Annotated in this window: 20 protein-coding genes; 10 read left to right on the forward strand and 10 right to left on the reverse strand. The window is 53.9% G+C overall.

The features are described 5' to 3' along the window. Positions 1-50: 50 nt before the first annotated feature. Together BLR44_RS18955 and typA are read right to left on the reverse strand one after the other, a co-directional pair. Positions 51-290: a hypothetical protein gene (locus BLR44_RS18955; protein WP_089684950.1), complete on the reverse strand. Its 240-nt coding sequence runs from the start codon at positions 288-290 to the stop codon at positions 51-53. A 394-nt stretch (positions 291-684) separates the two neighbouring features. Beyond that, positions 685-2,490, reverse strand: coding sequence for a translational GTPase TypA (typA, locus tag BLR44_RS18960; protein WP_089684952.1), 1,806 nt, complete (start codon positions 2,488-2,490; stop codon positions 685-687). A gap of 269 nt (positions 2,491-2,759) precedes the next feature. Here typA and metG point away from each other — a divergent pair, with 269 nt between their 5' ends. Further along, on the forward strand, positions 2,760-4,868 hold the full coding sequence (gene metG, locus BLR44_RS18965) for a methionine--tRNA ligase (protein ID WP_089684954.1): 2,109 nt from the start codon (positions 2,760-2,762) through the stop codon (positions 4,866-4,868). A gap of 129 nt (positions 4,869-4,997) precedes the next feature. Here metG and BLR44_RS18970 read toward each other — a convergent pair whose 3' ends face one another. Together BLR44_RS18970 and BLR44_RS18975 are read right to left on the reverse strand one after the other, a co-directional pair. Next, complete coding sequence (locus BLR44_RS18970) at positions 4,998-6,500, reverse strand: outer membrane protein assembly factor BamB family protein (protein ID WP_089684956.1); 1,503 nt, start codon at positions 6,498-6,500, stop codon at positions 4,998-5,000. Positions 6,501-6,611: 111 nt separating this feature from the next. Continuing rightward, a complete protein-coding gene (locus BLR44_RS18975) occupies positions 6,612-6,965 on the reverse strand; it encodes a YraN family protein (protein WP_089684958.1) in 354 nt (117 codons plus the stop codon). Between the two features lie 96 nt (positions 6,966-7,061). Between BLR44_RS18975 and lipB the strand changes: the two genes are divergently transcribed. Genes lipB through queG form a run of 3 tightly spaced genes read left to right on the forward strand, consistent with a single transcriptional unit; the run spans position 7,062 to position 9,172 of the window. Continuing rightward, complete coding sequence (gene lipB, locus BLR44_RS18980; protein ID WP_089685393.1) at positions 7,062-7,793, forward strand: lipoyl(octanoyl) transferase LipB; 732 nt, start codon at positions 7,062-7,064, stop codon at positions 7,791-7,793. Positions 7,794-7,814: 21 nt separating this feature from the next. Further along, the gene (locus tag BLR44_RS18985) at positions 7,815-8,219 is read left to right on the forward strand and encodes a hypothetical protein (RefSeq protein ID WP_089684960.1); all 405 of its coding nucleotides are present in this window, start codon (positions 7,815-7,817) and stop codon (positions 8,217-8,219) included. 2 nt (positions 8,220-8,221) lie between these two features. Further along, complete coding sequence (gene queG / locus BLR44_RS18990; RefSeq protein ID WP_089684962.1) at positions 8,222-9,172, forward strand: tRNA epoxyqueuosine(34) reductase QueG; 951 nt, start codon at positions 8,222-8,224, stop codon at positions 9,170-9,172. A 29-nt stretch (positions 9,173-9,201) separates the two neighbouring features. Here the strand turns inward: queG and BLR44_RS18995 are convergent, their stop codons facing one another. Further along, positions 9,202-9,405, reverse strand: coding sequence for a hypothetical protein (locus BLR44_RS18995; protein WP_410493101.1), 204 nt, complete (start codon positions 9,403-9,405; stop codon positions 9,202-9,204). Positions 9,406-9,745: 340 nt separating this feature from the next. Between BLR44_RS18995 and BLR44_RS19000 the strand changes: the two genes are divergently transcribed. The 4 genes from BLR44_RS19000 to BLR44_RS19015 all read left to right on the forward strand — a co-directional run bounded on the left by BLR44_RS19000 (position 9,746) and on the right by BLR44_RS19015 (position 14,426). Beyond that, positions 9,746-11,107: a BatD family protein gene (locus BLR44_RS19000; RefSeq protein WP_245706113.1), complete on the forward strand. Its 1,362-nt coding sequence runs from the start codon at positions 9,746-9,748 to the stop codon at positions 11,105-11,107. Positions 11,108-11,148: 41 nt separating this feature from the next. After that, positions 11,149-12,255, forward strand: coding sequence for a chorismate synthase (gene aroC, locus BLR44_RS19005; RefSeq protein ID WP_089684966.1), 1,107 nt, complete (start codon positions 11,149-11,151; stop codon positions 12,253-12,255). A gap of 174 nt (positions 12,256-12,429) precedes the next feature. Continuing rightward, positions 12,430-13,782 (forward strand): dicarboxylate/amino acid:cation symporter, encoded by a 1,353-nt coding sequence (locus tag BLR44_RS19010; protein ID WP_089684967.1) that lies wholly within the window; start codon positions 12,430-12,432, stop codon positions 13,780-13,782. Positions 13,783-13,844: 62 nt separating this feature from the next. Beyond that, positions 13,845-14,426 carry a NifU family protein gene (locus BLR44_RS19015; RefSeq protein ID WP_089684971.1) on the forward strand — a complete coding sequence of 194 codons (582 nt, stop codon included), beginning with the start codon at positions 13,845-13,847 and terminating at the stop codon, positions 14,424-14,426. 5 nt (positions 14,427-14,431) lie between these two features. Here the strand turns inward: BLR44_RS19015 and BLR44_RS19020 are convergent, their stop codons facing one another. The 3 genes from BLR44_RS19020 to BLR44_RS19030 all read right to left on the reverse strand — a co-directional run bounded on the left by BLR44_RS19020 (position 14,432) and on the right by BLR44_RS19030 (position 18,351). Continuing rightward, positions 14,432-15,688, reverse strand: coding sequence for a C40 family peptidase (locus BLR44_RS19020; protein WP_089684975.1), 1,257 nt, complete (start codon positions 15,686-15,688; stop codon positions 14,432-14,434). Next, positions 15,675-17,186: a sigma 54-interacting transcriptional regulator gene (locus BLR44_RS19025; protein WP_089684979.1), complete on the reverse strand. Its 1,512-nt coding sequence runs from the start codon at positions 17,184-17,186 to the stop codon at positions 15,675-15,677. Before BLR44_RS19025 ends, BLR44_RS19020 begins: the two co-directional genes overlap by 14 nt. Positions 17,187-17,253: 67 nt before the next feature. After that, positions 17,254-18,351: a vWA domain-containing protein gene (locus BLR44_RS19030; RefSeq protein ID WP_089684982.1), complete on the reverse strand. Its 1,098-nt coding sequence runs from the start codon at positions 18,349-18,351 to the stop codon at positions 17,254-17,256. Between the two features lie 353 nt (positions 18,352-18,704). Between BLR44_RS19030 and BLR44_RS19035 the strand changes: the two genes are divergently transcribed. Next, a complete protein-coding gene (locus BLR44_RS19035) occupies positions 18,705-19,883 on the forward strand; it encodes a glycosyltransferase family 4 protein (RefSeq protein ID WP_089684985.1) in 1,179 nt (392 codons plus the stop codon). Between the two features lie 88 nt (positions 19,884-19,971). Here the strand turns inward: BLR44_RS19035 and BLR44_RS19040 are convergent, their stop codons facing one another. Beyond that, on the reverse strand, positions 19,972-20,673 hold the full coding sequence (locus BLR44_RS19040) for a LytR/AlgR family response regulator transcription factor (protein WP_089684987.1): 702 nt from the start codon (positions 20,671-20,673) through the stop codon (positions 19,972-19,974). A 324-nt stretch (positions 20,674-20,997) separates the two neighbouring features. Here BLR44_RS19040 and BLR44_RS19045 point away from each other — a divergent pair, with 324 nt between their 5' ends. Further along, a complete protein-coding gene (locus BLR44_RS19045) occupies positions 20,998-21,654 on the forward strand; it encodes a hypothetical protein (protein WP_089684989.1) in 657 nt (218 codons plus the stop codon). Between the two features lie 7 nt (positions 21,655-21,661). Here the strand turns inward: BLR44_RS19045 and BLR44_RS19050 are convergent, their stop codons facing one another. Next, positions 21,662-23,383 (reverse strand): capsule assembly Wzi family protein, encoded by a 1,722-nt coding sequence (locus tag BLR44_RS19050; RefSeq protein ID WP_089684992.1) that lies wholly within the window; start codon positions 23,381-23,383, stop codon positions 21,662-21,664. Between the last annotated feature and the right edge of the window lie 48 nt (positions 23,384-23,431).

A 23,431-nucleotide genomic window follows, 5' to 3' on the forward strand; every position in this document is an offset into this window, starting at 1 on the left:
CGACACTGCCGTGGCTTTTTCATTTATCATGCACTAAGACTTATCCGGGCCTACAAAACAGGCTCGGTTGATTGAGGACGAAATACAATGTCATCGGGGAGTCGGTCTACCAGCAGATCATCGATGCGGGTGCCGGGGGGCAGATCGATAATCGGCAGATTCGTATCGTCGGCCGAGCCGCCGTTGTCATCGTTGTTTGGTGGATATTTAGTTTGCTTCAGCAGACGCACTATGATCCAGGTAAAAAGCACGATACTGATCGAACAAACCAATAAATAGTAAAAAGTCATGGCTGTCGAATATTAATTGATCATCGTTAGCAATAATTTCCAGGCGAACCGAACAGGCTTATCAGAGGCTGAGCTACGCGGCAGGTTACGTGATTAACTGCGAATACGAACGCGTTGTTTCGCAGCACACCGTGGATGTAATCTCCGACTCACACTATTCTCCTTTTCTAAAACTTTACGAGAATGCAGGGAAGAAGTTCTGCTTCTTTTCAGAAGAAAAGAGGGATAAGGCAACTGCTGCGAAGCCCCGGTTGGTCTACGCAAGCTCCTGAGCAAGAACTATTCCGGGAAGCTTGTTAGAAAATTACGAGCTTCTTAACAAAAAATCAAAGGGAAAGGAGGGAAATAAAAAAGCCCGGAGAGAGTTCCGGGCCGGGATGTAATGTTAAGTCGCTTATCCTTGTTTCTGAGCCATTCGCTTACGCTCGTTGGGGTCGAGATAGATCTTGCGGAGGCGGATCGACTTGGGAGTCACTTCGATATATTCATCTTTTTGTATATACTCCATGGCTTCTTCCAGCGAGAACTGCTGCTTGGGCGCAATGCGGACGCTGTCGTCCGAGCCAGACGCCCGAATGTTGGTCAGTTTCTTGCCTTTCTGGATGTTCACCTCCAGATCGTTCGGCCGGGTGTGCTCCCCGATCACCTGTCCGGCATAGACATCCTCACCCGGATCTACGAAGAAAACGCCGCGGTCTTGCAGCTTGTCGATGGCATAAGGCGTACCAACGCCCGTCTCCATCGAGATCAGCGATCCGTTAATTCGTTCCGGAATCGAACCCTTGTAAGGTTCATAGGCACGAAAGCGGTGCGTCATTACGGCTTCGCCCGCCGTTGCGGTCAGTACCTGGTTCCGCAAGCCGATCAGCCCGCGTGACGGAATGTTGAATTCCAGGTGTTGCAGATCCCCTTTCGGCTCCATCACCACCAGCTCGCCTTTCCGCTGCGACGCCAGTTCGATCACCTTACCGGACGACTCTTCCGGCACATCGACCACCAACGTTTCCATCGGCTCCAGCCGTTGGCCGTCCACCTCTTTGTAAAGTACCTGCGGTTGTCCTACCTGCAGCTCATACCCCTCGCGACGCATGGTTTCGATCAGAACCGACAAGTGAAGAATGCCACGGCCGTAGACCAGAAACCGGTCTTCGCTTTCGGTCTCCTGAATGCGCAACGCCAGGTTTTTCTCCGTTTCGCGGTAAAGACGGTCGCGCAGGTGACGCGACGTCACGAACTTGCCTTCTTTGCCAAAAAACGGCGAGTTGTTGATCGTAAACAACATGCTCATCGTCGGCTCGTCGATCGAGATGCGCGCCAGCGGTTCCGGATTGTCGGCGTCGGCGATGGTGTCTCCAATCTCAAACCCTTCGATGCCGGTGATGGCACAGATGTCGCCAGACGACACTTCTGCCACTTTTACGCGACCCAGCCCTTCAAAGACCTGAATTTCTTTGATGCGCGATTTTTTCATCGAGCCGTCGGCTTTGCAAAGCGAAACGGCCTGCCCTTCTTTAAGCGTGCCGCGGTGTACCCGTCCGATGGCAATCCGCCCTACGTACGCCGAATAGTCGAGCGACGTAATCTGCAACTGCGGCGTTCCTTCCCGCACAGGAGCCGGCGGAATGTGCGCCACGATGGCGTCGAGCAGCGGCGTGATGTCCTCGGTCGGCTGTTTCCAGTCTTCGCTCATCCAGCCCTGTTTAGACGAGCCGTACAACGTTACGAAGTCCAGTTGCTCCTCGGTCGCGTCCAGGTTGAACATCAGGTCGAAGACTGCTTCGTGCACCTCGTCGGGACGGCAGTTCAGCTTATCGACCTTGTTGACTACCACAATGGGCGTCAGGCCCAGTTGTAGCGCCTTGCCCAGGACGAACCGCGTCTGGGGCATAGGGCCCTCGAACGCATCCACCAGCAGCAGCACGCCGTCGGCCATCTTCAAGACCCGCTCCACTTCGCCGCCAAAGTCGGCGTGGCCCGGAGTATCGATGATGTTGATTTTAACGTCCTTGTAACGTACTGAAACGTTCTTGGACACAATGGTGATTCCTCGCTCGCGTTCCAGGTCGTTGTTGTCAAGGATCAGGTCCTCAAACTGTTGGTTCTCCCGGAAGATCTTGGAAGCGTGGATAATCTTGTCGACTAGCGTCGTTTTGCCGTGGTCGACGTGCGCGATGATAGCGACGTTACGAATGTTTTGCATAGCCCGAAAATTCGGCCGCAAAAGTACGCAAATGATTACAGTTAAGCGGGCTTATCGGCGGGTATTTGTCTATCGTCGTTACACAATCGCACCGAAAGGCAGGTAATAGCGGTTGCCTCTGCCCTTGAAAAGCTCGCTCAAAACAGAGGCTATATCGCAGCAAAAGACCTCTTCACACTGCCGTACAGCCCTCTACGCTTGTTTCAATCCCCCTACAGGCTGTGCCAATGCTACTCAGGTTCGCTACATTGCGGACAAAATTGTTTGCAATGGCTGAAGAAAAGAATTATTCTCGATATACCGTAACGGCGGCGCTGCCCTACGCCAACGGCCCCCTCCACATTGGGCACATTGCGGGAGTATACGTTCCGGCTGACATTTACGTACGGTACCGACGGCTGCGCGGCGACGACGTGGTGTTTGTCTGTGGCTCGGACGAGCACGGCGTTCCCATTACCATTCGCGCTCAGAAAGAGGGCGTAACGCCGCAGCAAATCGCCGACAAATACGACGGCATCATCCGCAATGCGTTTCAGGAGTTCGGCATCGCGTTCGACATCTACGCGCGCACGTCCAACCCCGTGCACCACGAAACCGCCGCTGAGTTTTTCAAAACGCTCTACGACAAAGGCGAGTTTGTTGAACAGGCATCTGAGCAGTTTTATGACGAAGAAGCGGGGCAGTTCCTGGCCGATCGCTATATCCAGGGGATTTGCCCGGTTTGTAGTTTCGACCGTGCTTATGGTGATCAATGCGAAAATTGCGGCTCGACGCTCAGCCCGTCAGAACTGAAGGAACCACGCTCGATGCTCAGCGGCTCCAAGCCCGTGCTGAAAACCACCCGCCACTGGTACCTGCCCCTCGACAAGTACGAGCCCTGGCTGCGGGAGTGGATTCTGGAAGGCCACAAAGAGTGGAAGCCCAACGTTTATGGACAGTGCAAGTCGTGGCTGGACGGTGGCCTGCAACCACGTGCCATGACGCGCGACCTCGACTGGGGTGTAAAAGTGCCGCTTCCCAACACAGAGGGGAAAGTATTGTACGTCTGGTTCGATGCGCCGATCGGCTACGTTTCAGCGACGAAAGAATGGGCCGCGCGCGAAGGCGTCGACTGGAAACCTTACTGGCAGTCGGATTCGACGAAGCTGGTCCACTTCATCGGGAAGGACAACATCGTTTTCCACTGCATCATCTTCCCGGCCATTCTGCACGCCCACGGAGATTATATTCTGCCCGATAATGTGCCGGCCAATGAGTTTCTGAACCTGGAAGGCGAAAAGATTTCGACTTCGCGCAACTGGGCGGTCTGGCTACACGAATACCTGGAAGACTTCCCGGATAAGCAAGACGTATTGCGCTACATGCTGTGCGCCACAGCTCCCGAAACGAAAGACAACGACTTTACCTGGAAAGAATTTCAGGCCCGCAACAACAACGAGTTGGTGGCCGTTCTTGGCAACTTCGTGAACCGCGCGCTGGTGCTTACCCATAAGTACTTTGAAGGGAAAGTGCCTCCCCGGGGCCAACTGTTTGAAGTCGATACGGAAGCCATCGACGAATTAAAAACCTTTCCCTCGCGCATCGCTACTTCGCTAGAAGGCTATCGCTTCCGCGAAGCCATGCAAACGTTTATGGATCTTGCACGACTGGGCAACAAGTACCTGGCTGACACGGAGCCGTGGCAGGTTATTAAAACCAACAAAGAGCGGACCGGGACGATTCTCAACATCGGGTTGCAGATCGCCGCGAACCTGGCGGTACTGGGTGCGCCCCTACTGCCCTTCACGGCCGAAAAAATCAATGCACTGCTGAACCTGTCAGTGCTGACGTGGCAACAGGGCGGCAGCGCCGATCTATTGGCAGCAGGTGCTACGCTGGAAAAACCTACTCTGCTCTTCACTAAGATTGAAGACGAGGCGATCGAACAGCAATTGCAAAAGTTGAACGCCACCCGGCGCGCCAACACGCCTCCCTCCACGCTGGCGGCGGCTCCTCCGGTATCGGAGCCTGGCCCGGCGGGTCGGGACGGTAAGCCCCTGGACCCCGCGCGCCCGGAAATTGTCTATGACGACTTCGCAAAGCTTGACGTGCGGGTTGCGACCATTCTGGCCGCAGAACGGGTTCCTAAAACGGACAAGCTCATGAAACTGACACTGGATACAGGTCTTGACCAACGGACTGTTGTCAGTGGCATTGCAGAGTATCACCAACCCGAGGCTATCATTGGCAAGCAGGTGTGCGTACTGGTCAATTTGGCCCCGCGTAAGCTCAAAGGCATCGAGTCGCAGGGTATGATCCTGATGGCTGAAGATTCGGACGGACGTCTGGTGTTTGTTGCGCCTGATCAGTCTGTCGCGCCCGGCAGTGGGGTGAGCTAATGTTTTTTAAAACGCAAAGCAAAACGGCCGGCTCCGTAACAGAGCCGGCCGTTTTGCTTTGATAAGATTTTTCTATTTCGGGTTACTGACAAGGCTTAGCTAGCTTGGCCTCTCGAAAGTCAGTCTTGATTATTCTGTCTGTTTCGTCACGCGTTTGCGAATGGTCTCGCCCTCTTCTGTCTCGAACGTCAGAATGTAGGTTCCGGCGCTAACCTTGATCTCAGGAATTTCCAGGGATACTTCGTGCTCGCCGGCCTCCTGTTTGTTGAATTTCCAGGTTTTCACCGGCTTCCCTGCCAGGTCGTGCAACTTGATCCGGATGTCCTGCGACTGAGGCAAAGAGTAGTTAAGCTTGCTGACCGAATTGGCGGGACTGGGCGTGAGTGTGAGGTTGTACTTACGCTCACTGGCCAGTTGCCCGCCGGTAGCGATGTATTGATCTGACTGAAATACGATCAGCCATTGACCGCTCCCCGCCACAGAGAGAAGTCCTTCGCTACTCAGGGCCGGACCGCTCAGGTGCAGTCCTTCCACTTCATGCGCCCAATGTTGCTTCAGGTTCGGCGTAAAAGCGTACACCATCCCGGTAGGAAATTCCGCCACACTTACGAACACCGTCCCCATGGCATCTACGGCCATACGGGCACTGATGCCTCCGGCGGCCGAGCGAACCAGCGTACGGGTCGAATCCATCATGTGCCCGTTGCGACTGTTCAGACGCACAATTTTTCCGTTATGAGGGATGTACACAGATCCGTCAGGTCCGCAAGCCATCTGGGAGTAGGCAGAATTACCCAGGATGGGCGTTTCCCAAAGCGTTTGCAACGCAGTTCCTGTGTTTCGCAGCGCCACCAGCCGGTCGCGTTGTTTATAAGCGTAAACCGTACCGTCCGGCCCGACGGTAATGGGCGTTTGCACGAAAGCTATCATCTTACTCCGGCTCGGAATCACCTGCGTGGCTACTTTCCGGCCCGTCTCCAAATCGATCATACTGACCGCTTGGTTGGGATAGGTGGCCCATTCCCACACATAAGCCCAGCGACCACCAATCGTAGGATGCAACTCACCACGGGCCATCGGGTCACATTTGGTAGCCCACAAACGCTGCCCTGTGCGGTGGTCGATCCGCACCAAAAGACCTTCTTCGCCTTCTACAATCAAATCACCTTCAGGGGTGAACGCAGCACTTGAGGCGTGTGAGCAGCGCAGCGGAACCGATGAGCGCCACTTGATGGCACCTGTGGCGGCATGGAGCGCATACAAAGTATCGGCCTTGCGATCCGTACGCAATGCATACACCGTTTCCTGCCGAAAGCCGATCGGTAGGGTTTGTGAAGTCTGTCCCGTCAGGTCGCGCACCCATAACAGCTCGCCGGTATACAGGTCGTGGCATACAAGCGGTGCATACTGATTGGACTGCCGTCGCGTGGTTACGACTCTTCCGTTGGCGATGTAGGTCTGATTCGCCGTGGTGGCTTCCAGCGAAGTGCCCTCCCACAAAACACGGGCGTGGGTAGGCCCTACTGTTTCTACGAAGCCGTTGCGGGAAGCATTGCCGCCGATGGTAGACCAATCCTGAGCAAAAGCAATGGAAGAACAGATAAGGCAGGCAATCAGCAGGATAACGCGCATAGGTGATTCTTCGTAACAGTATAATTATTGTTACGAAGCTACGCTTTTTATCAATAGATCCCGGAATTGTGTAATAAATTCATAGAATCCACTGAATCGAGGCTTCTACCTTCAATAAAAGGCATCTTTGAAGTGCTGCAAACGTGCACGTTCCTTCTCGTAATGAATGGCGATGATGTCGAAGCGAATGTCGCCTTCCCATCCTCGCTCTTCAACAAAATGGTCGGCCGCCGCCAGAATTAACGACGTTTTTGTTTCTCCAACTGCCTCCTCCGGGAAGCCATACGCGACCGAAGTACGCGCTTTGACCTCCACAAATACCACAAGACCTTGCCCCTGCACAATGAGATCCACTTCTGCACGCCGGTACCGATAGTTCCGCTCCAGAATCTGGTACCCACGCTCTTCCAGAAACCGTGCGGCCAAAGCCTCGCCTTCTTTCCCGAGGTCTAGGTGTTTTGCCATAGCTTTGTAAGGAGGTTTTGTTACCAGAGGAACGATGTTGCCAGCTTGTCAGTTCTTTATCCTAGCCGATGCACTCGGCTATCCGATTACGTTATGATGCGTTCTGAAAAAGCTACACATTTTCAACATTGGGGGCTGATCGACTATCAGGAGGCCTGGAGTCGCCAGGAAGCGGTTTTCGCGGAAGTCGTTGCCCAAAAGGTGCATAACCGCGGCTTGGCAGAAGCGGACCGGCAAGCGACCCGCAATTACCTGATTTTCTGCGAACATCACCACGTATATACCTTAGGAAGGAATGGCGTAGCCACCCACCTGCTGTTAGACGAGGCCGGCCTGCGGACCAAAGGAGCTACTTTTTATAAAATTAACCGGGGCGGTGATATTACGTACCACGGCCCTGGGCAAATTGTGGGATACCCTATTCTTGACCTGGATAATTTCTTCACGGACATCCATCTGTACCTCCGCTATTTGGAAGAGGCCGTGATCCAAACGCTGGCGGACTACGGCCTGGCGGCCGGGCGTATTCCCGGGCTCACCGGCGTCTGGCTCGACCACGAGCAGCAGCGTAACCCCCGGAAGATCTGCGCCATCGGGGTGCGTACCAGTCGGTGGGTCACCATGCACGGCTTCGCTTTTAACGTCAATACCGATCTCGATTACTTTAAGCACATTGTTCCCTGCGGCATCGACGACAAAGCGGTGACTTCGCTGGCCACCGAAATAGGCTGTACTGTGTCGATTCCTGAAGTAGAAGCGAAACTCAGAGCCCATTTGGCAGAGTTATTTCAGATGCAGCTAGTCGACGAGGTGTCGTCCATTCAGTAACAGAGTAAGCCTATCCCTTGTATGAAGAGAGATATCGATTTCCCAACCGTCGAAGGCGTTCACGTCGCCATTGCCCGCCAGAAGGCCGAAGACGATTCGTACGAATGGCGTGTGTACCTCCTCAATCAGAACCCTTTTCCGCTCGATACCGTGCTGGTCGCTTCGAAAGGCTATGGCGAGTCGGAGGGCGAAGCACAACGTACCTCCACGTTAAGGCACCTGATCGAATACGTGGCTCCTCAGAGCACAGCGATTGTTGAGCGCATCGATCCGGCTGTATTTCATCTGGTGAACGAGTATTGGGTCAGCTATTATGTGGAGGGGCAAATCCATGATAAAAAGTTTTTGTTTCTGCCGGACAGCATCGTCGATGCCAACTTGAGTTACATCCCGGAGCTGGAGCTGGAAGGCGTTTTACACAGCTAATGATGGAACCCTTCGTACGCCGTCGCCATACCATGCTCATCAAAGAGCGGGCGCATGCCCTGGGCTTTGCGGCGTGTGGTGTCTCGACAGCCGACTTTCTGGAAGAAGAAGCACCCCGCCTGGAGCACTGGCTGCGCCAGCAGCAGCACGGTCAGATGGCGTACATGGCCAATCATTTCGACAAGCGGCTCGACCCCAGAAAACTGGTGGACGACGCCAAATCGGTGGTGTCGCTGCTGTTCAACTACTTTCCCAAAGAGGAGCTTCCTACCGACGGTACGTACAAGATTGCACGTTACGCCTATGGCACTGATTACCACTTCGTGATCAAAGACAAGTTGCGGGCGCTGATGGCGTACATCGAAGAGGAAATCGGTGAGGTACACGGGCGTGTGTTTGTAGACTCGGCACCGGTGATGGACAAGGCGTGGGCAAAACGAAGCGGCTTGGGGTGGGTCGGCAAAAACTCGAACCTGCTCAACCGACGCATGGGCAGCTATTTTTTCATCGCCGAACTGATTCTGGACCTGGATCTGGTACCCGACCAAGGCATTCGTGACTATTGCGGCACTTGTACACGGTGCCTGGACGCCTGCCCAACCGGTGCCATTGTCGAGCCGTACGTGGTGGATGGCAGTCGATGCATTTCGTACTTCACCATCGAGTTGAAAGATCAGATTCCGGAAGCGGTGCGGGGCCAGTTCGACGACTGGATTTTTGGCTGCGACATCTGCCAGGAGGTATGCCCCTGGAATCGGTTTGCACAGCCCACCACTGAGCCAGCCTTTGCGCCTCATCCGGCGCTGTCAGAGATGAAAAAATCCGACTGGGAAGAGCTGACCGAAGAGGTATTCAGAGAGATTTTCAGGCGGTCGCCCGTCAAGCGCACCAAATTCGAGGGACTAAAACGCAATATTAATTTCGCTAAAAATGCAAAAGGCTTCCCGGAATGAGAAGCCTTTCAATTACCTTTCTGTGACGTTCAAGTAGTATAAGTTGTAAAGCAGCGATCCAGGACCATATAATGCATCTCACTGAACTTTGCGTAACACCAATGTCGTAAATCTTCCACCTCTACAGGCATCAAGCGGGCAATGGCCTTACGAAGTTCTTTCTCAAAAAGCGTCTTGTCAAAACTTACTTTTTGAAGGATGAGTTTTACGTAATCCAGCATTGGTTTCATCATGGTCAACAGTTGTTACGTTTGAGAAAGGATTTCTAATTTAAAGCGAAAAGTTAAAAAACTCAAACTCGATAGTTTGCAAGTAATATATTTACTTATTTAGCAGTCACTTTCCGAAGAATATTTCCCATTACTATCTAAGTCAGAAGCTTTTACGCGTTGTTAACGAAACAAATTGAGGGATATGTATACTGACCGTATTAAAGATGGGTTAAAAATCTGTCAAGTGTGTGTTGAGTTGCCAGCTAAGAAATCTCTTCGTTTTGCATATTTCAGCATCTTAACATTCCTTAATCTTCTAACGTTCAACACGTTAGCACAATCTCAAGAAGCTACTATCCGCTTGGGGAAAAGTAATATCGCCTTCAACGAAGCTTATACCATCACCATTACGGTCACCAACGAAGATCTGCGCAGTTACGGGAAATTCCCGGACATCCCGGGGTTTGTCAAGCGGGGCACGACGTCTTCCACCTCCACCAATATTGTCAACGGCCAAATCAGTTCGACGCAGAGCATCACTCAAAATTATATGGCCGAAAAGGAAGGGACGTTTACCATACCACCTTTCGAACTGGAGATAAACAACAATAAATATAATTCTCCAGGAGGCACGGTGGTCGTGGGGCCTCCCGCTCAAGCCAAGAATAGCCCCGATCAGTTTGGTTTCGATCCTTTTGAGGACTGGTTCAACCAAGACGAACCCCGCGAATTTGTGGACGTCAAAGAAGATGCCTTTTTAGCCCTGACCACTTCGGAAAGCGAAGTCTACGTAGGCGAGGGGTTCAACACCACACTTGCGTTCTACATTGCCGAAACCAACCGGGCCGACATGAGCTTCCACGAGTTGGGGCAGCAACTGAGTGAGATTCTGAAAAAACTCCGTCCTACCAACTGCTGGGAGGAGAACTTCAACATTGAGGAGATTCAGCCCCGCAACGTGACCCTCAACGGCAAGCGCTATACGCAATACAAAGTCTACCAAGCTACTTTTTACCCCCTTAACACCGAACCCGTTCAGTTTCCGTCCGTAGGGCTGCGCATGATTAAATACAAAATCGCCAAGACGCCGTCGTTTTTTGGCCGCAACCGCCAGGAGGAGTACAAAACATTCTATACCTCGCCGAAAATTGTGCAGGTGCGTGAACTTCCTCCCCATCCGCTGCGCGATCGTGTGTCGGTAGGCGAGTTTCGGCTCGAAGAGGCCATTAGCGGCGATCAGCTCAGTACGGGCGAAAGCTTCAGTTACCAGTTCAACATCGTGGGGGAAGGGAATATTTCGGCCATCAAAGCACCCGAAGTACCCAAAAACGAGTATTTCGATTTCTACGCGCCGAGTGTCAACCAGGAAATCAAGCGCAGTAACAACCGCGTAACGGGCAAAAAAGTATTTGAATACTTTGCGGTTCCGAACGAAGCGGGCACCTACTCGCTGGGAGATTATTTTCAATGGGTATTTTTCGATCCGCGCAAAGAGCGCTACGATACGCTTCAGTCGCAGGTAGAAGTGCAGGTCAGCGGCGAAAGCCAGAAGAACGCGGTGATTTCGGGCAACAGCCGCGACGATTATTACGAGACCTTGCAAGCCGAAAGCAATCATCTGCTGGAGCGCAATTTGGACGACTGGGTGAAAATACTCGCTAACGGATCTATCTTATTGATGCTGGGGGTTACTATTTTTGCGTTGGCGCGGCGTCCTTCGTAACCTCGTGCTGCTTTGTTGCTCACACTAAACAGAATTGCGACGTGAATACGTACGGACATACTTTCCGCATTTCCACCTACGGTGAATCGCACGGCCCCGCGGTGGGTGCCGTCATCGACGGCTGCCCGGCCGGCCTGCCCATTGACCTGAGCCTGATTCAGTATGAACTGGATCGGCGCAAACCGGGACAATCGCGCATCACGACCCAGCGTCGCGAACCCGACGAGTTCGAAGTGCTGTCGGGTATTTTCGAAGGCAAAACCACCGGGATGCCCATTCACCTGATGATTCGCAATACCGACGCCCGCAGCAAGGACTACTCGCACATTGCAGACAAGTTCCGCCCCTCGCATGCCGATTTTACCTATCAGCAGAAGTGGGGCTTCCGCGACTACCGTGGTGGCGGTCGCAGTTCTGCCCGCGAAACCGCGGCGCGTGTGGCGGCCGGGGCCGTGGCCAAGCAGTTGTTGGCCACGATGGGCGTCGAAATTTATGCGTACGTGTCGCAGGTAGGTCCCCTACGTCTCGAAACCCCCTATCAGGAACTGGACCTACGCCAGACCGATACCAACGCCGTGCGCTGTCCCGATGCGGCCATGGCAGAGAAGATGTACGACTTTATTGACGAAACGCGTAAAAAACAAGATACCGTAGGCGGGGTGGTGAGTGGCGTATTGCGCAATGTCCCGGTAGGCCTGGGCGAACCCGTATTCGACAAATTGCACGCAGAGCTGGGAAAAGCCATGCTCAGCATCAACGCGGTGAAGGGATTCGAATACGGCAGCGGATTTCAGGGCGTAGAGATGTATGGCTCTCAGCACAACGACATTTTTTACCGTGACGGCGAACGCGTCCGTACCCGAACCAACCACTCGGGAGGCGTACAAGGTGGCATCTCCAACGGCGAAGACATTTATTTCCGCGTGGCGTTCAAGCCTGTGGCTACGCTCATGCAGGACCAGCCCAGTGTTAACCAGGAAGGCGAGGACGTAACCGTCAGCGGCAAAGGACGCCACGATCCTTGCGTCGTGCCCCGGGCAGTACCGATCGTCGAAGCCATGTCGGCCCTCGTGCTGGCCGATTTTTACCTGCGAAATCAGGCGTGTCAGCCCAATCTGGCCGCTCAGTCCGCTGTGGCGAGCGAATAGAATCGCTTTACTTCCGTATGCTTCTTATGCAGCCGTCGTGCGATTTTCCCGCGATGGCTTTTTTGTGGGGTAACTTTCTGGGGATTGGCACGGTGCCCTTTGTAACTTTCCGCAACGCTTCGCCCGGCCGAATCGGTCATTTTTTGCAAATTTGTTGCTATTGCACTCCCTCTTATGAAGAAAAAACTCCCGTTACATACGCAAATCATCCTCGGTCTGGTGCTTGGTCTGGTGTGGGGACTGGTCAGTGCCTGGCTGGGATGGTCGCCCAAAATCACAACGGATTACATCAAACCCTTCGGGACGATCTTTGTCAACCTCCTGAAAATGATCGCCGTTCCGCTGGTACTGGCTTCGCTCATTGTAGGAGTATCGAGTTTAAGCGACATCAGCAAGTTGTCGCGCATCGGCGGCAAAACCATCGGCATCTACCTCTGCACCACGGTGGTGGCCGTGACCGTCGGGCTGCTGGCCGTAAACCTGATTCGCCCCGGCACCAAACTCCCGACCGAAACCCGCGAAAACCTGATTCAGGTCTACAGCAGCGACGCCGAAAGCAAAGCCGCCAGCGCCGAACAGCTGCAACAGCAAAGCCCTTTGCAACCGCTGGTCGATATGGTTCCCGAGAACTTGTTTGCTTCGGCCGCCAGCAACGGCAGCATGCTTCAGGTGGTGTTTTTCGCTATTCTGGCGGGGATTGCGCTGATCCAGCTTCCCGAAGCTAAGAAAGAACCCGTCGTTCGGTTTTTCGACGGCATCAACGACATGATCATCCGCATCGTGGAGTTTATCATGCTGATTGCCCCCTACGGAGTATTTGCCCTGATCGCTTCACTCATTGTAGAAGTGGCGGGCGACCAACCCGAAAAAGCGCTGCAACTGTTGCTGGGGTTGGGTTGGTACAGCGCTACGGTGGTAATCGGGCTTTTCTTCATGATGCTGGCCGTTTATCCGGCCATCTTCAAGCTTCTGACCAACATTCGCTACCGGGTGTTTTTTAAGGCGATCCGGCCGGTGCAGTTGCTGGCTTTCAGCACCAGTTCCAGCTCGGCCACGTTGCCGTTGACCATGGAAACCATCGAGAAGAAGATCGGAGTATCGGAAGAGGTATCGAGTTTTGTGCTGCCCTTGGGCGCTACCATCAACATGGACGGCACCAGCCTCTATCAGGCCGTAGCGGCCGTGTTCATTGCTCAGGCCTTAAACCTGGATCTGACGCTTGCCGATCAGTTGATGATTGTGCTGACCGCGACGTTGGCGTCGGTAGGGTCGGCCGGAGTACCCGGCGCAGGCATGGTGATGCTGGTCATTGTGCTCGAGTCCATCGGCGTCCCTACTGCAGGGATTGCGCTGATCGTGGCGGTTGACCGGATTCTGGACATGCTGCGCACGGCGGTGAATGTAACGGGCGACACCGTGGTGACGATGGTCATTGCCGCCTCCGAAGGCGAGATCGAGCTAACGGAGTATCGGGCCAAGGAACGCTCTCGCATCGGCGCCACAGTCGATCCTTCCAAGCCAGCCTGATTTTCCGGAACCTCTCGGCAGCAATCCGGGTTGCTTCCTTATACTCTTAAGTTTGTTTTCCTATGAACCCAACCAAACGTTATATCAACCTCTACACTGAGGCGAATCCTAATCCCAACTCGCTGAAGTTTGTCGTCAACATCATGCTCGTGCCCGACGGTACGGATTACGACTTCCCTACGGCCGCTTCGGCGGCCGCTTCGCCACTGGCACAACAGCTTTTTGCTCTGCCCTACGTCGAGCGCGTGTTTTTCATGAGCAACTTCGTGACCGTTACCAAAAGCGAACAGGTCGATTGGGAAGAAGTAAAAGAGGAACTGAAACGGATCATCAAAAGCTACCTGGAAGAAGATCGTCCGGTGGTGACGCAGCCGTTGCAGGAAGCGGAGAACGCCTATCGTGAAGAAGATGCCGAAACTGTGCAGTTGATCAAAGGTGCGCTGGAAGAATACGTTCGCCCGGCGGTGGAATCCGACGGAGGTGCCATCAGCTTCCGCTCGTATCACGAAGGCGTAGTAACCGTCGAGTTGCGCGGTGCCTGTAGCGGCTGCCCCTCGTCGACCATGACGTTGAAATCGGGCATCGAAAATCTGCTGAAGCAGATGGTTCCCGGTGTAAAAGAAGTAATCGCCGAAGGCGTCTAAGCTGTTTATTGATTGACCCGCCCCCACTCGTAGAGTTGGGTGGCGGGCACCAATCCGTTGGGGAGGCGGTCGCCCGACTGCAAGAGGCGCTTGGCCCGCAGAAAACGGTTTCGCTCGTATGCGTCGTAGTTTTCGGCCGTGGGATCAACGCTGCTTATGCGCACCTGCCCCGACGCATGAATAAACTCACGGTCACCAATCCACATGCCCACATGCACGACGCGTTCCCGCGTGGAGTCCGTAGCCGGTCGCCCAAAAAAGAGTAAGTCCCCAGGACGCAGGTTAGAAAAGTCCTCGTTGGGCTCGATTTGCTGCCCTACCAAAACCTGCTGTGAAGCGTCTCGTGGCAAGATCCACCCGTTCAACAGATAGACGGTTTTGGTAAAGCCACTGCAATCAACCCCTTTGGTCGAAGTACCGCCCCACAGGTAAGGCGTTCCCATCAGCGTGCGTGCACTTGCTACTAGGTTCGTTTCGGTTGGCTGTGTGGCCGTTGCCCAGTCTCTCCAGGGCCGTGCGTCTTCTTTAGCAAGCCACGCCGTTCGCCCATCGGGAAAGCCCACTTCGTAATAACCCGCCTGTTCACCCAGGCGTTGCAATAAATCGCCAGCCACCAGATCGGACACAGACGCCGCTTCTGCCCGAGGCTCCTCCAGGGCATAAGTAGCACGCGACAATACAATGATTTTTTCGCTTTGCTCCCAGGCGGCATAGCTCGAATCGGCAGGCAGGGTCAGCCCACCGGCATCGACCCAGGCAATGTAGCGATCGGGTGTTTGCACCATGTACCAGCCGCCCTCCTTCTTCAGCACCCGCACCGGAGTTCCCAAAAGCGCTTGCGTGGCCAGCTCGGCACTATGTCGGGGGTCTGTGCGCAGATTGGCTACCGACAGACGTACCAACCCGCGAGTGGTCGGCAAGGTGGTGTCGGGCAGCAGCTGCACGGCTACTTCTCCCGCAAAACCCTGGCTTTTTAAGAGGTGCTGCAACGCCTGGTGTGCTTCCGGCTGATCGGTTTCCCCCACGAGCCGAAACGTCGGGCTACTCGTACTGTCCAGCTCCACGTCGAACCGGGCGGTGCGGCGGTCGGGTGCGTAGACGTTTTGCAAAGAATCGACCAAGGCCTGATATTCTACCTGCTCACGCGCCGGAGGCTTCTGACACGCGCTTAGCGCGCTCAATACCAAGCAAATCCATACCAAAGGCAGCCCCAAAAAAGTGGGAGGCACCGCTGCCTCCCCTTTTGCACTAGTAATCTTCATCTTCGTCGTTCATTTTGTCGAACGAGAACATGCTGCTCAGCAAATCTTTAAACTGCGTTCCTCGTTCCAGACGGTTTTTGCTGATGGCCGAGTATTCTGCCAGGCCGTGCAGCGCAAACTCCATCATCAGCAACCGGGCTTCTTTATCGGCGCGACCGAAGTGCTTCTTCACCAGATCGGCCAGCCCCGGTACTCCCATCAAGGCCTTTTCGTATTCCTGGTTGGATGCATCGTTCAATAAATCGATCGTGTTGCCTTCGCCAAACCAGTTGGTAATTTCCTTGTAGGGGTTATTGCTCTTCTGCTTTTTGGCTTTCTCCGGATCGGGAAAATACTTCACAAACTGCGTGCGAATGGCTTTGCCGATCAGGTTCTGGGCGACAATCACGGGGCCTTCCTGTTCGCCTTCGTATACCAGCTCGATTTTACCGGTGATGGCCGGAATCAGACCCCAGAAATCGGTGAGGCGCACAAAGGTATTTTTTTCGCGATGGAGCAACGTCCGGCGCTCGGCCGCGCTCATCAGGTTCTCGAACGCCGAGATGGTCAGACGGGCCGACACGCCACTGTTGGTGTCGACGTATTCGTTGTCGCGTGCTTCAAACGCCAGTTGTTCGACCAGATCACGAATAAGTTCATCGACTTTGATGCTCTGCTGTTCGGGCTTGATGCGCGCTTCCTGCTGCGTGATCTGCTTCCCGATGTCGATTGTTTTCGGATAGTGGGTCGTGATCTGGCTTTCGATACGGTCTTTCAACGGCGTGACGATCGAACCCCGGTTCGTATAATCTTCCGGATTGGCCGTAAAGACAAATTGAATGTCGAGCGGCAAGCGCAGCTTAAAGCCCCGGATTTGGATGTCGCCTTCCTGCAAAATGTTGAACAGGGCCACCTGGATGCGGGCCTGTAGGTCCGGTAGTTCGTTGATTACGAAAATGCCGCGGTGCGACCGGGGAATCAGACCGTAGTGAATCACCCGCTCGTCCGAGTAAGGCAATTTCATGGTGGCGGCTTTGATGGGGTCCGCATCGCCGATCAGGTCGGCTACCGAAACGTCGGGCGTTGCCAGCTTTTCCGTATACCGTTCGGCCCGATGGAGCCACGCAATGGCGGTATGATCGCCGTGCGCCTCGAGTTCGTCTTTGGCAAACCGGGAGAGCGGCTGCAACGGATCGTCGTTCAGCTCCGAGCCCGCCACCACAGGAATGTACTCGTCCAGCAGCCCGATCATCATCCGGGCCAGACGCGTTTTGGCTTGTCCGCGTAACCCCAACAGGTTGATGTTGTGCATGGACAGAATGGCACGCTCCAGGTCGGGAATGACGGTTTCCTCGTATCCGTAAATGCCGGGAAATACTTCTTCCTTTTTACGCAACCTGTGAATCAGGTTATTGCGCAACTCTTGTTTAACCGACTGTGGCTGATATCCGGCGGCTTTGAGTTCGCCTACCGTTTTGATTTTCAAAAGTTGTTCTGACGAAAGATCTTTATAAGTCATGTGTGATGCTTGAAAAGCTGCGTGGATGTTCAAGCGACTCGACAGATAAGCCGCTCCTATTGACCGTCTATACTCGTTTCCGACGGTTGCGTTGGTAATCTTCGAAAATAAAATTGCCCAGCCCCTGCAACGAGCTGTAGTACGCCCGCCCGTGGTTGACCTGCGTAAACTCCTTAACGAACTCCTGCAGATAAGGATCGGTGGCAATCATAAAGGTGGTAATCGGGACTTTGATTTTGCGGCACTGACGCGCCAGGTTCAGGGTTTTGTTCAGGATTTTCCGGTCCAACCCGAACGAGTTTTTGTAATAGCGCAAGCCCTCTTTCAGACACGTGGGTTTTCCGTCGGTGATCATGAAAATCTGCTTGTTCGACGTTTTCCGGCGGCGCAACAGGTCCATGGCCAGCTCCAGTCCGGCCACTGTGTTGGTATGGTACGGCCCCACTTCCAGGTACGGCAGGTCTTTGATCTGCACCTGCCAGGCGTCGTTGCCGAACACGATGATGTCGAGCGTATCTTTCGGGTACTTAGTCGTGATCAGTTCGGCCAACGCCATCGCTACTTTTTTGGCCGGCGTAATGCGGTCTTCACCGTAGAGGATCATCGAATGCGAAATGTCGATCATCAGCACCGTAGAGGTCTGCGCTTTAAACTCGGCTTCGCGCACCTGCAAATCCTCTTCGGTCACCATAAAATCGCCGATGCCGTGGTTGATCTGCGCGTTCATCAGCGAGTCGGTCATGGCAATCTGCTCCAGCGTGTCGCCGAACTGATACGGTCGGATGTCAGGCGTCATCTCGTCGCCCATGCCGCTGAAAGGCGTCCGGTGCTGACCGCGCTGCGATTTTTTCAGCTTCCCAAAAATTTCTTCGAGGGCGCTACGCCGGATGTTGACTTCGCTCTTGGCCGTTAGCGACAGCGCACCTTCGCCGGGCGTCTCTTCAATGTATCCCTTCTTCTTCAGATCTTCGATAAAGTCGCCCATGCCGTACTGATCGTCCGTCAGGCCGTAGCGCTGGTCCAGCTGGTTCAGCCACTGGAGGGCCTCGCTCACGTCGCCCGAGGTTACGACAATCAGTTGCATGAACATGTTCAGCAACTTATCAAAGGTACTTTGGTCCCCACCCGGCGGGGGAGTGTATTCAGAAAAGCGGTATCCTAGCATGGGAAAGGAAGGTAGAAAAAAGTGTTCAGAACTGAAACCTAATCAAAACGCAGGAAGGGGTCGGATAGTTTAGCGTTCGGCCGTTTTCGTGGGCGGAACCTGACGATCTTTGGGGAGCTCAGCACCTTCGGCTTTTAGCGAAAGATCAACCCCGACCGGATGAGGGGCGGCGTTCGGAACACGAAGGAAGCAATTGATGGGATTATACCCATTCTCTTTGAAACATTCCCAATTTGCTGACAACTGGACTGGCTGAGTTTCAGAACCCAACAATATGCGCTTAAATCCTACGCAACATGGCTTTATAACATCAAACAAACTATATTACTACCTCATTTCTAAACAACATTGCAATGAGGATCGGCATCGAAGCGCAGCGCTTGTTCAGGACGCATAAACAAGGCATGGACGTGTATGCGTTGGAATTAATCAAACACCTCCAGCAGATGGATCAGGAGAACGAGTACTTCATCTTTGTGAAGGCCGACGCTGATACCTCCTGCCTACCGGACGCTTACAACTTTCACATCGTCGAAGTGCAGGGGCGCAGTTACCCTGACTGGGAGCAGTACTACCTGCCGAAAGCGGCGCTACGCCATCAGTTAGACGTGCTGCACTGCACTGCCAATACTGCCCCTTTGCGCTACCATGGCAACCTGGTACTGACCATCCACGACGTTACCTACATGGAAAAAGAGTCGCTGAAGAACGACGGCTCTACGGCTTACCAACGGGCCGGCAGTCTGTACCGTCGGCTGGTGGTGCCCATGGTGGCGCCGAATGCCTCGCAAGTGATGACGGTGTCGTGGTTTCAGCGCAACTGCATCTCTCAATCGCTACACTTGCCAACCGACCAGATTGAGGTGGTGCACAACGGCGTGGGGCATCAGTTTTTTCAACCTACCAACCAGGAAAAACGCGAACAGGTACGCGAGCGCTACCAATTGCCGACCCACTACTACTTCTTCTTGGGAAATACGGAGTACCGCAAAAACCTGACGGGGGTGGTTCAGGCCTATGCCTTGCTGACGCAACGGCGCAACGACGTGCCGGCGTTGGTAATGAAAGGCATCGACGAACCTTTCCTGACACGCACGCTGGCTGCCCTCGGGCAACCTGACCTGCGGGAGCGGTGTCGCCTGATCGATTACGTAGACACGGAGGATCTGCCCACCCTCTACGACATGTCCGAAGCTTTTTTATTCCCGTCGCTCAGCGAAGGTTTCGGTATTCCGATCATCGAAGCCATGGCCAGTGGCACGCCCGTAATTACGTCCGATACGTCGGCGATGCCCGAGATTGCTGGCGACGCGGCTTTACTCATCGATCCCTACGATCCGAAAAGCATCGCCGATGCTATGGAGGAATTACTCGACAGACCCTACCTCGCCGAGGATCTTCGTTCACGAGGTATTCTACGCGCCCGTCATTTCTCCTGGCGCTCTACCGCCGAGCGTACCTTGCAGATTTACCAGCGCTTTAATCCGGAAGACGCCGCAGCACCTTACGAAGAGACGTTGCTGCATCAGTAGTGGCCCGGTGCGCTTCTGCACAGATCCTATCCACATAAAAAAAGGCGGCCCACAAGGGTCGCCTTTTTTTATGTGGCCTGTTTGTTCTTTATAGTTTGTTGATCCGGCCGAAGAAATCGTCCTGATAAGACTTGCTGATCGGAATGTATTTGCCGTTGATCACCACCGAATTGTCTTCGATGGTATCGATGTGCTTCAGGTTGATGATGTACGAACGGTGAATCCGCATAAAGTAATCTCCCGATAAGCGCTCGTCGATGGCTTTCATAGTCGAGTACACTATGTGTTTGTGGGCGTCGGTTACGATGATCACATAGTCGGACAGGGCTTCGATGTACTGCACCTGGGTCAGGTCCAGCCGCACCATTTTACCGTTTACTTTAACGAACAATTCCTCCGGGCCCGATTTGGCATGCACCGCCGGGCCGCTCAGGTTTTTGACTACCCGCTGCACAGCTTTTTCAAAGCGCGCGTATTCAACAGGCTTGACCAGATAGTCGGCGACTTCCAACGCGAACGCATCTACCGCAAAATTTTCGTGCGACGTAATCAAAATCGTTTCTGGCATCTGGGGCAATTGCCGCAGCAGGTCAATGCCGTTCATGCCGGGCATCTCCACGTCCAGAAATAAAATATCGACAGGGTGACTCAACAGATACTGAAGCCCTTCCTGCCCATTCGACAAGGAGGCCTGTAGATCCAGCTGCTTATTCCGCTCGATATAATGCTCCAGAATAAATCGCACGCTCTCGTCATCGTCGATGATCAGGCAGCTAAAGGATGCATCCAAGGTGATATAGTGTTGTGTCTAAAATGAGATTATTACAATTCTACCGTTAATTAATGTTAACTCACCTAAAAAGTCAAATTTCGCCGAACAGGAGGTCTACCTTTAATTCTTGAGGGATGTATGCCCACCGGGGCAACTATTTTATTCTAATTCTTTTATGCATAGCGTCTCCGTTTCGGCACTTGGGGTCCAAAACGGGATAACCTGTTAGAAACCAGAGGCAAAGCCATTTTAGCAAGGGTTTGTTCTAAAATGAGCGATGTCTCGATCATGTAAGTTATGAAAGGTACCTACCCTACTCATCTGTCAGCATCTGATCGATCAGTGCACGCTTTAGAATCGTGCTCGTTTTTCTCTCAGTCCTTCGTACTGGAGAAGAACGTAAGTGCGTTTGGGGGCGTCCATCATTGGTGCATCCAACAGCATCATACACTTTACCTGGTCCTTGTTGACCTGGGCCATCGCGCTCTTCCTACCGAAGAGATCGATACGCCCGTCGCCAACCTGATTCGCAATCATCTGAACGGAAATCCGGTCGACCTGATTCACCGCATTACGCAACACTTCGCGCCCACGGCCGACGAGCCCTATCCCTTCGAGGTGATGGTGATCAAGGTCAGTACCAGCCTGCGGAAGGTGTCGTTTGCGACGACCCACCGCCCCATCTACTTCATCCGGAACCAGCGCCTGAAGCGGATTTCGACCCGTACAACATCACGCGAACGCCTGAGTAAGAGCGACGTATACTCCTGCCGCTGCAAGTCGGGGGACGTAGTATACCTCAGTTCAGGCGGATTTGCAAGACTCGAAGGCGGTCCCAAAAATCTTTCTTTCGGCGAAAGCAATCTGGAAGCTCTTCTCTTCAACAACCACCGGAATTCGTTCGACGTCCAGCACCAGTATTTGCAGGAAACCATGGATACGTGGCTGGAGCATCGCCGTCCCCACGAGTCCGTCTTGATTCTGGGGGCAGAATTCTAACACCTTCTTAAAATTCGTGCAAGCGCTGCGGAATGTTCCAACGTACCGCGGCCGAGAAAACGGTGGTTGTCTGGTCGAGCGCGTCGTCGGCACTGTCCAGTTGCCGGTGGGTAAACTTGGCGTCGAGAAACAAGCGGTGCCGTAGCTGGTAAGTCGCCGTGAAGTCTGCAAAAAGCAGATAGGTCTTTACCCCCTGTCCGATGTAGTTGCCAAATTCCTGTCGCTTGTAATTGTAGTCGATCAGGATATTCCCACCCCAGTTTGAATTGGGCAGGTCGGTGCCGTACAAGGCGTAAATCAGCTTTCCGGTTAACGCAAGGCGCGGAAGGGGCTGGTAACGCAAAATGCCGATTCCTTCCCGGAAGTTGGCTCCCAGAGGATGTGCCAAAGGCTGCTTGTAATGGGTGTAGCTGGTGTAGAGGCTCGAATGGCCGTACATGTAGGGGCGTGCTACGTTGAACTCGGCTTGCAGATCCAGGTTGGGAATGCCTGCCACGTCGATGTACTTGAAACCAAGCTGACCAGCCTGTTTGTTGCCCCACCAGCCGCTGCCGTCGAACGTATGGCTTAGGATAAACTCATCAAGCGCCAGTTGCCCGTACAGCGACAGCCGCCGCCAAAGCACCCACCGTGCATCGAGTCCCAGCAGTACGTTGTCGGGGCTGCCAAGGTCCTGATCGAGCGCCCGGTAGAAAATGATCGGGTTCAGGTACTGCAACTCAAATCCATTGCGGCCGGTGGAATCGTTCCGTTCGAACACGATCGATTCGAATATACCGACGTTCAGGTTTTTTAACAGGTTGACGCTGAGGTGATGGAAGGCCAGATATTTGGACGGAAAAACGCCATAGCTTCCCTGAGGCGTACCGTTACCAGAAGGGTCCAAGATGAGGTCCGCCTTCATTTTGGCAAACAGGTTGGTGTATTCGAATCGCCACACCCGCGTGTTCAGTTTCAGAAAAGAGTAATTGTTGGCAAAGTCGGAAAGGATCATCGACCGATAGCCGTTTCCGATGAAAAGGCGGTCGTGCCCGGCCTGCACATGAATGTGCCGGGTGACGGGAAAGGTGATGTAGCCACGCGCGGTGACAAAATCGACGCCAGTGTCATTAAAACGCTTCCAGAAGCCTTCGTGAGGCAGCACGTTGGTAGCACGCATACGGTCGTTGACGTAGCCGGGCAGCTCGGCCTGATTCTCGGCCATAAACGTGTAGAAGCCTACTTTCCCGTCGATCATGCCGCGCACTTCCAGGCCACGCGTGTTAATGTACAGCGTGGGATCGGTATCGGAGGCTTGCCCGAGCTGGCCGTAAAAGACGGGATTGACGTGCAGATCAACCGACGCATTGCGGTAGTGGTAAAAGTCCGCAGGGGTACGGTAAAAGACCTTGGCCAGCGCCCGACGGCTTTCGATCGGGGATGCCATGCTCCACTCGTGGTTATCGGCCTGCAAGAACTGCAGATTGAAGCGATCGCGTGCATTCCACCGGTAGTGCGCACTATCGAGCAGCAAACTATCGGCCAGCAGCGCAATGCCACGCCGTTCGTAAGGGCGCACGGACGAATGGAACGCCTCGGCCAGTGAGTCGTTGGCGGCACGTCCACTCCGAATTTCGTACCGCTCAACCAGGTGGTAGTAATCTTTGTCGAGGGGCGCGTACACACTTTGGCTGTACCCGACTCCTCCGAGGGCCACCCCCAACAGGAGGCTTAGCAAGAGCTTTCTCAAAACGAAGGTGTTTAGACAATCGACGCAAAATAGGAGGATTTGTGTAAA

This window comes from Catalinimonas alkaloidigena, from assembly GCF_900100765.1.
In the GTDB taxonomy this organism is placed as follows: Bacteria; Bacteroidota; Bacteroidia; order Cytophagales; family Flexibacteraceae; genus Mooreia; species Mooreia alkaloidigena.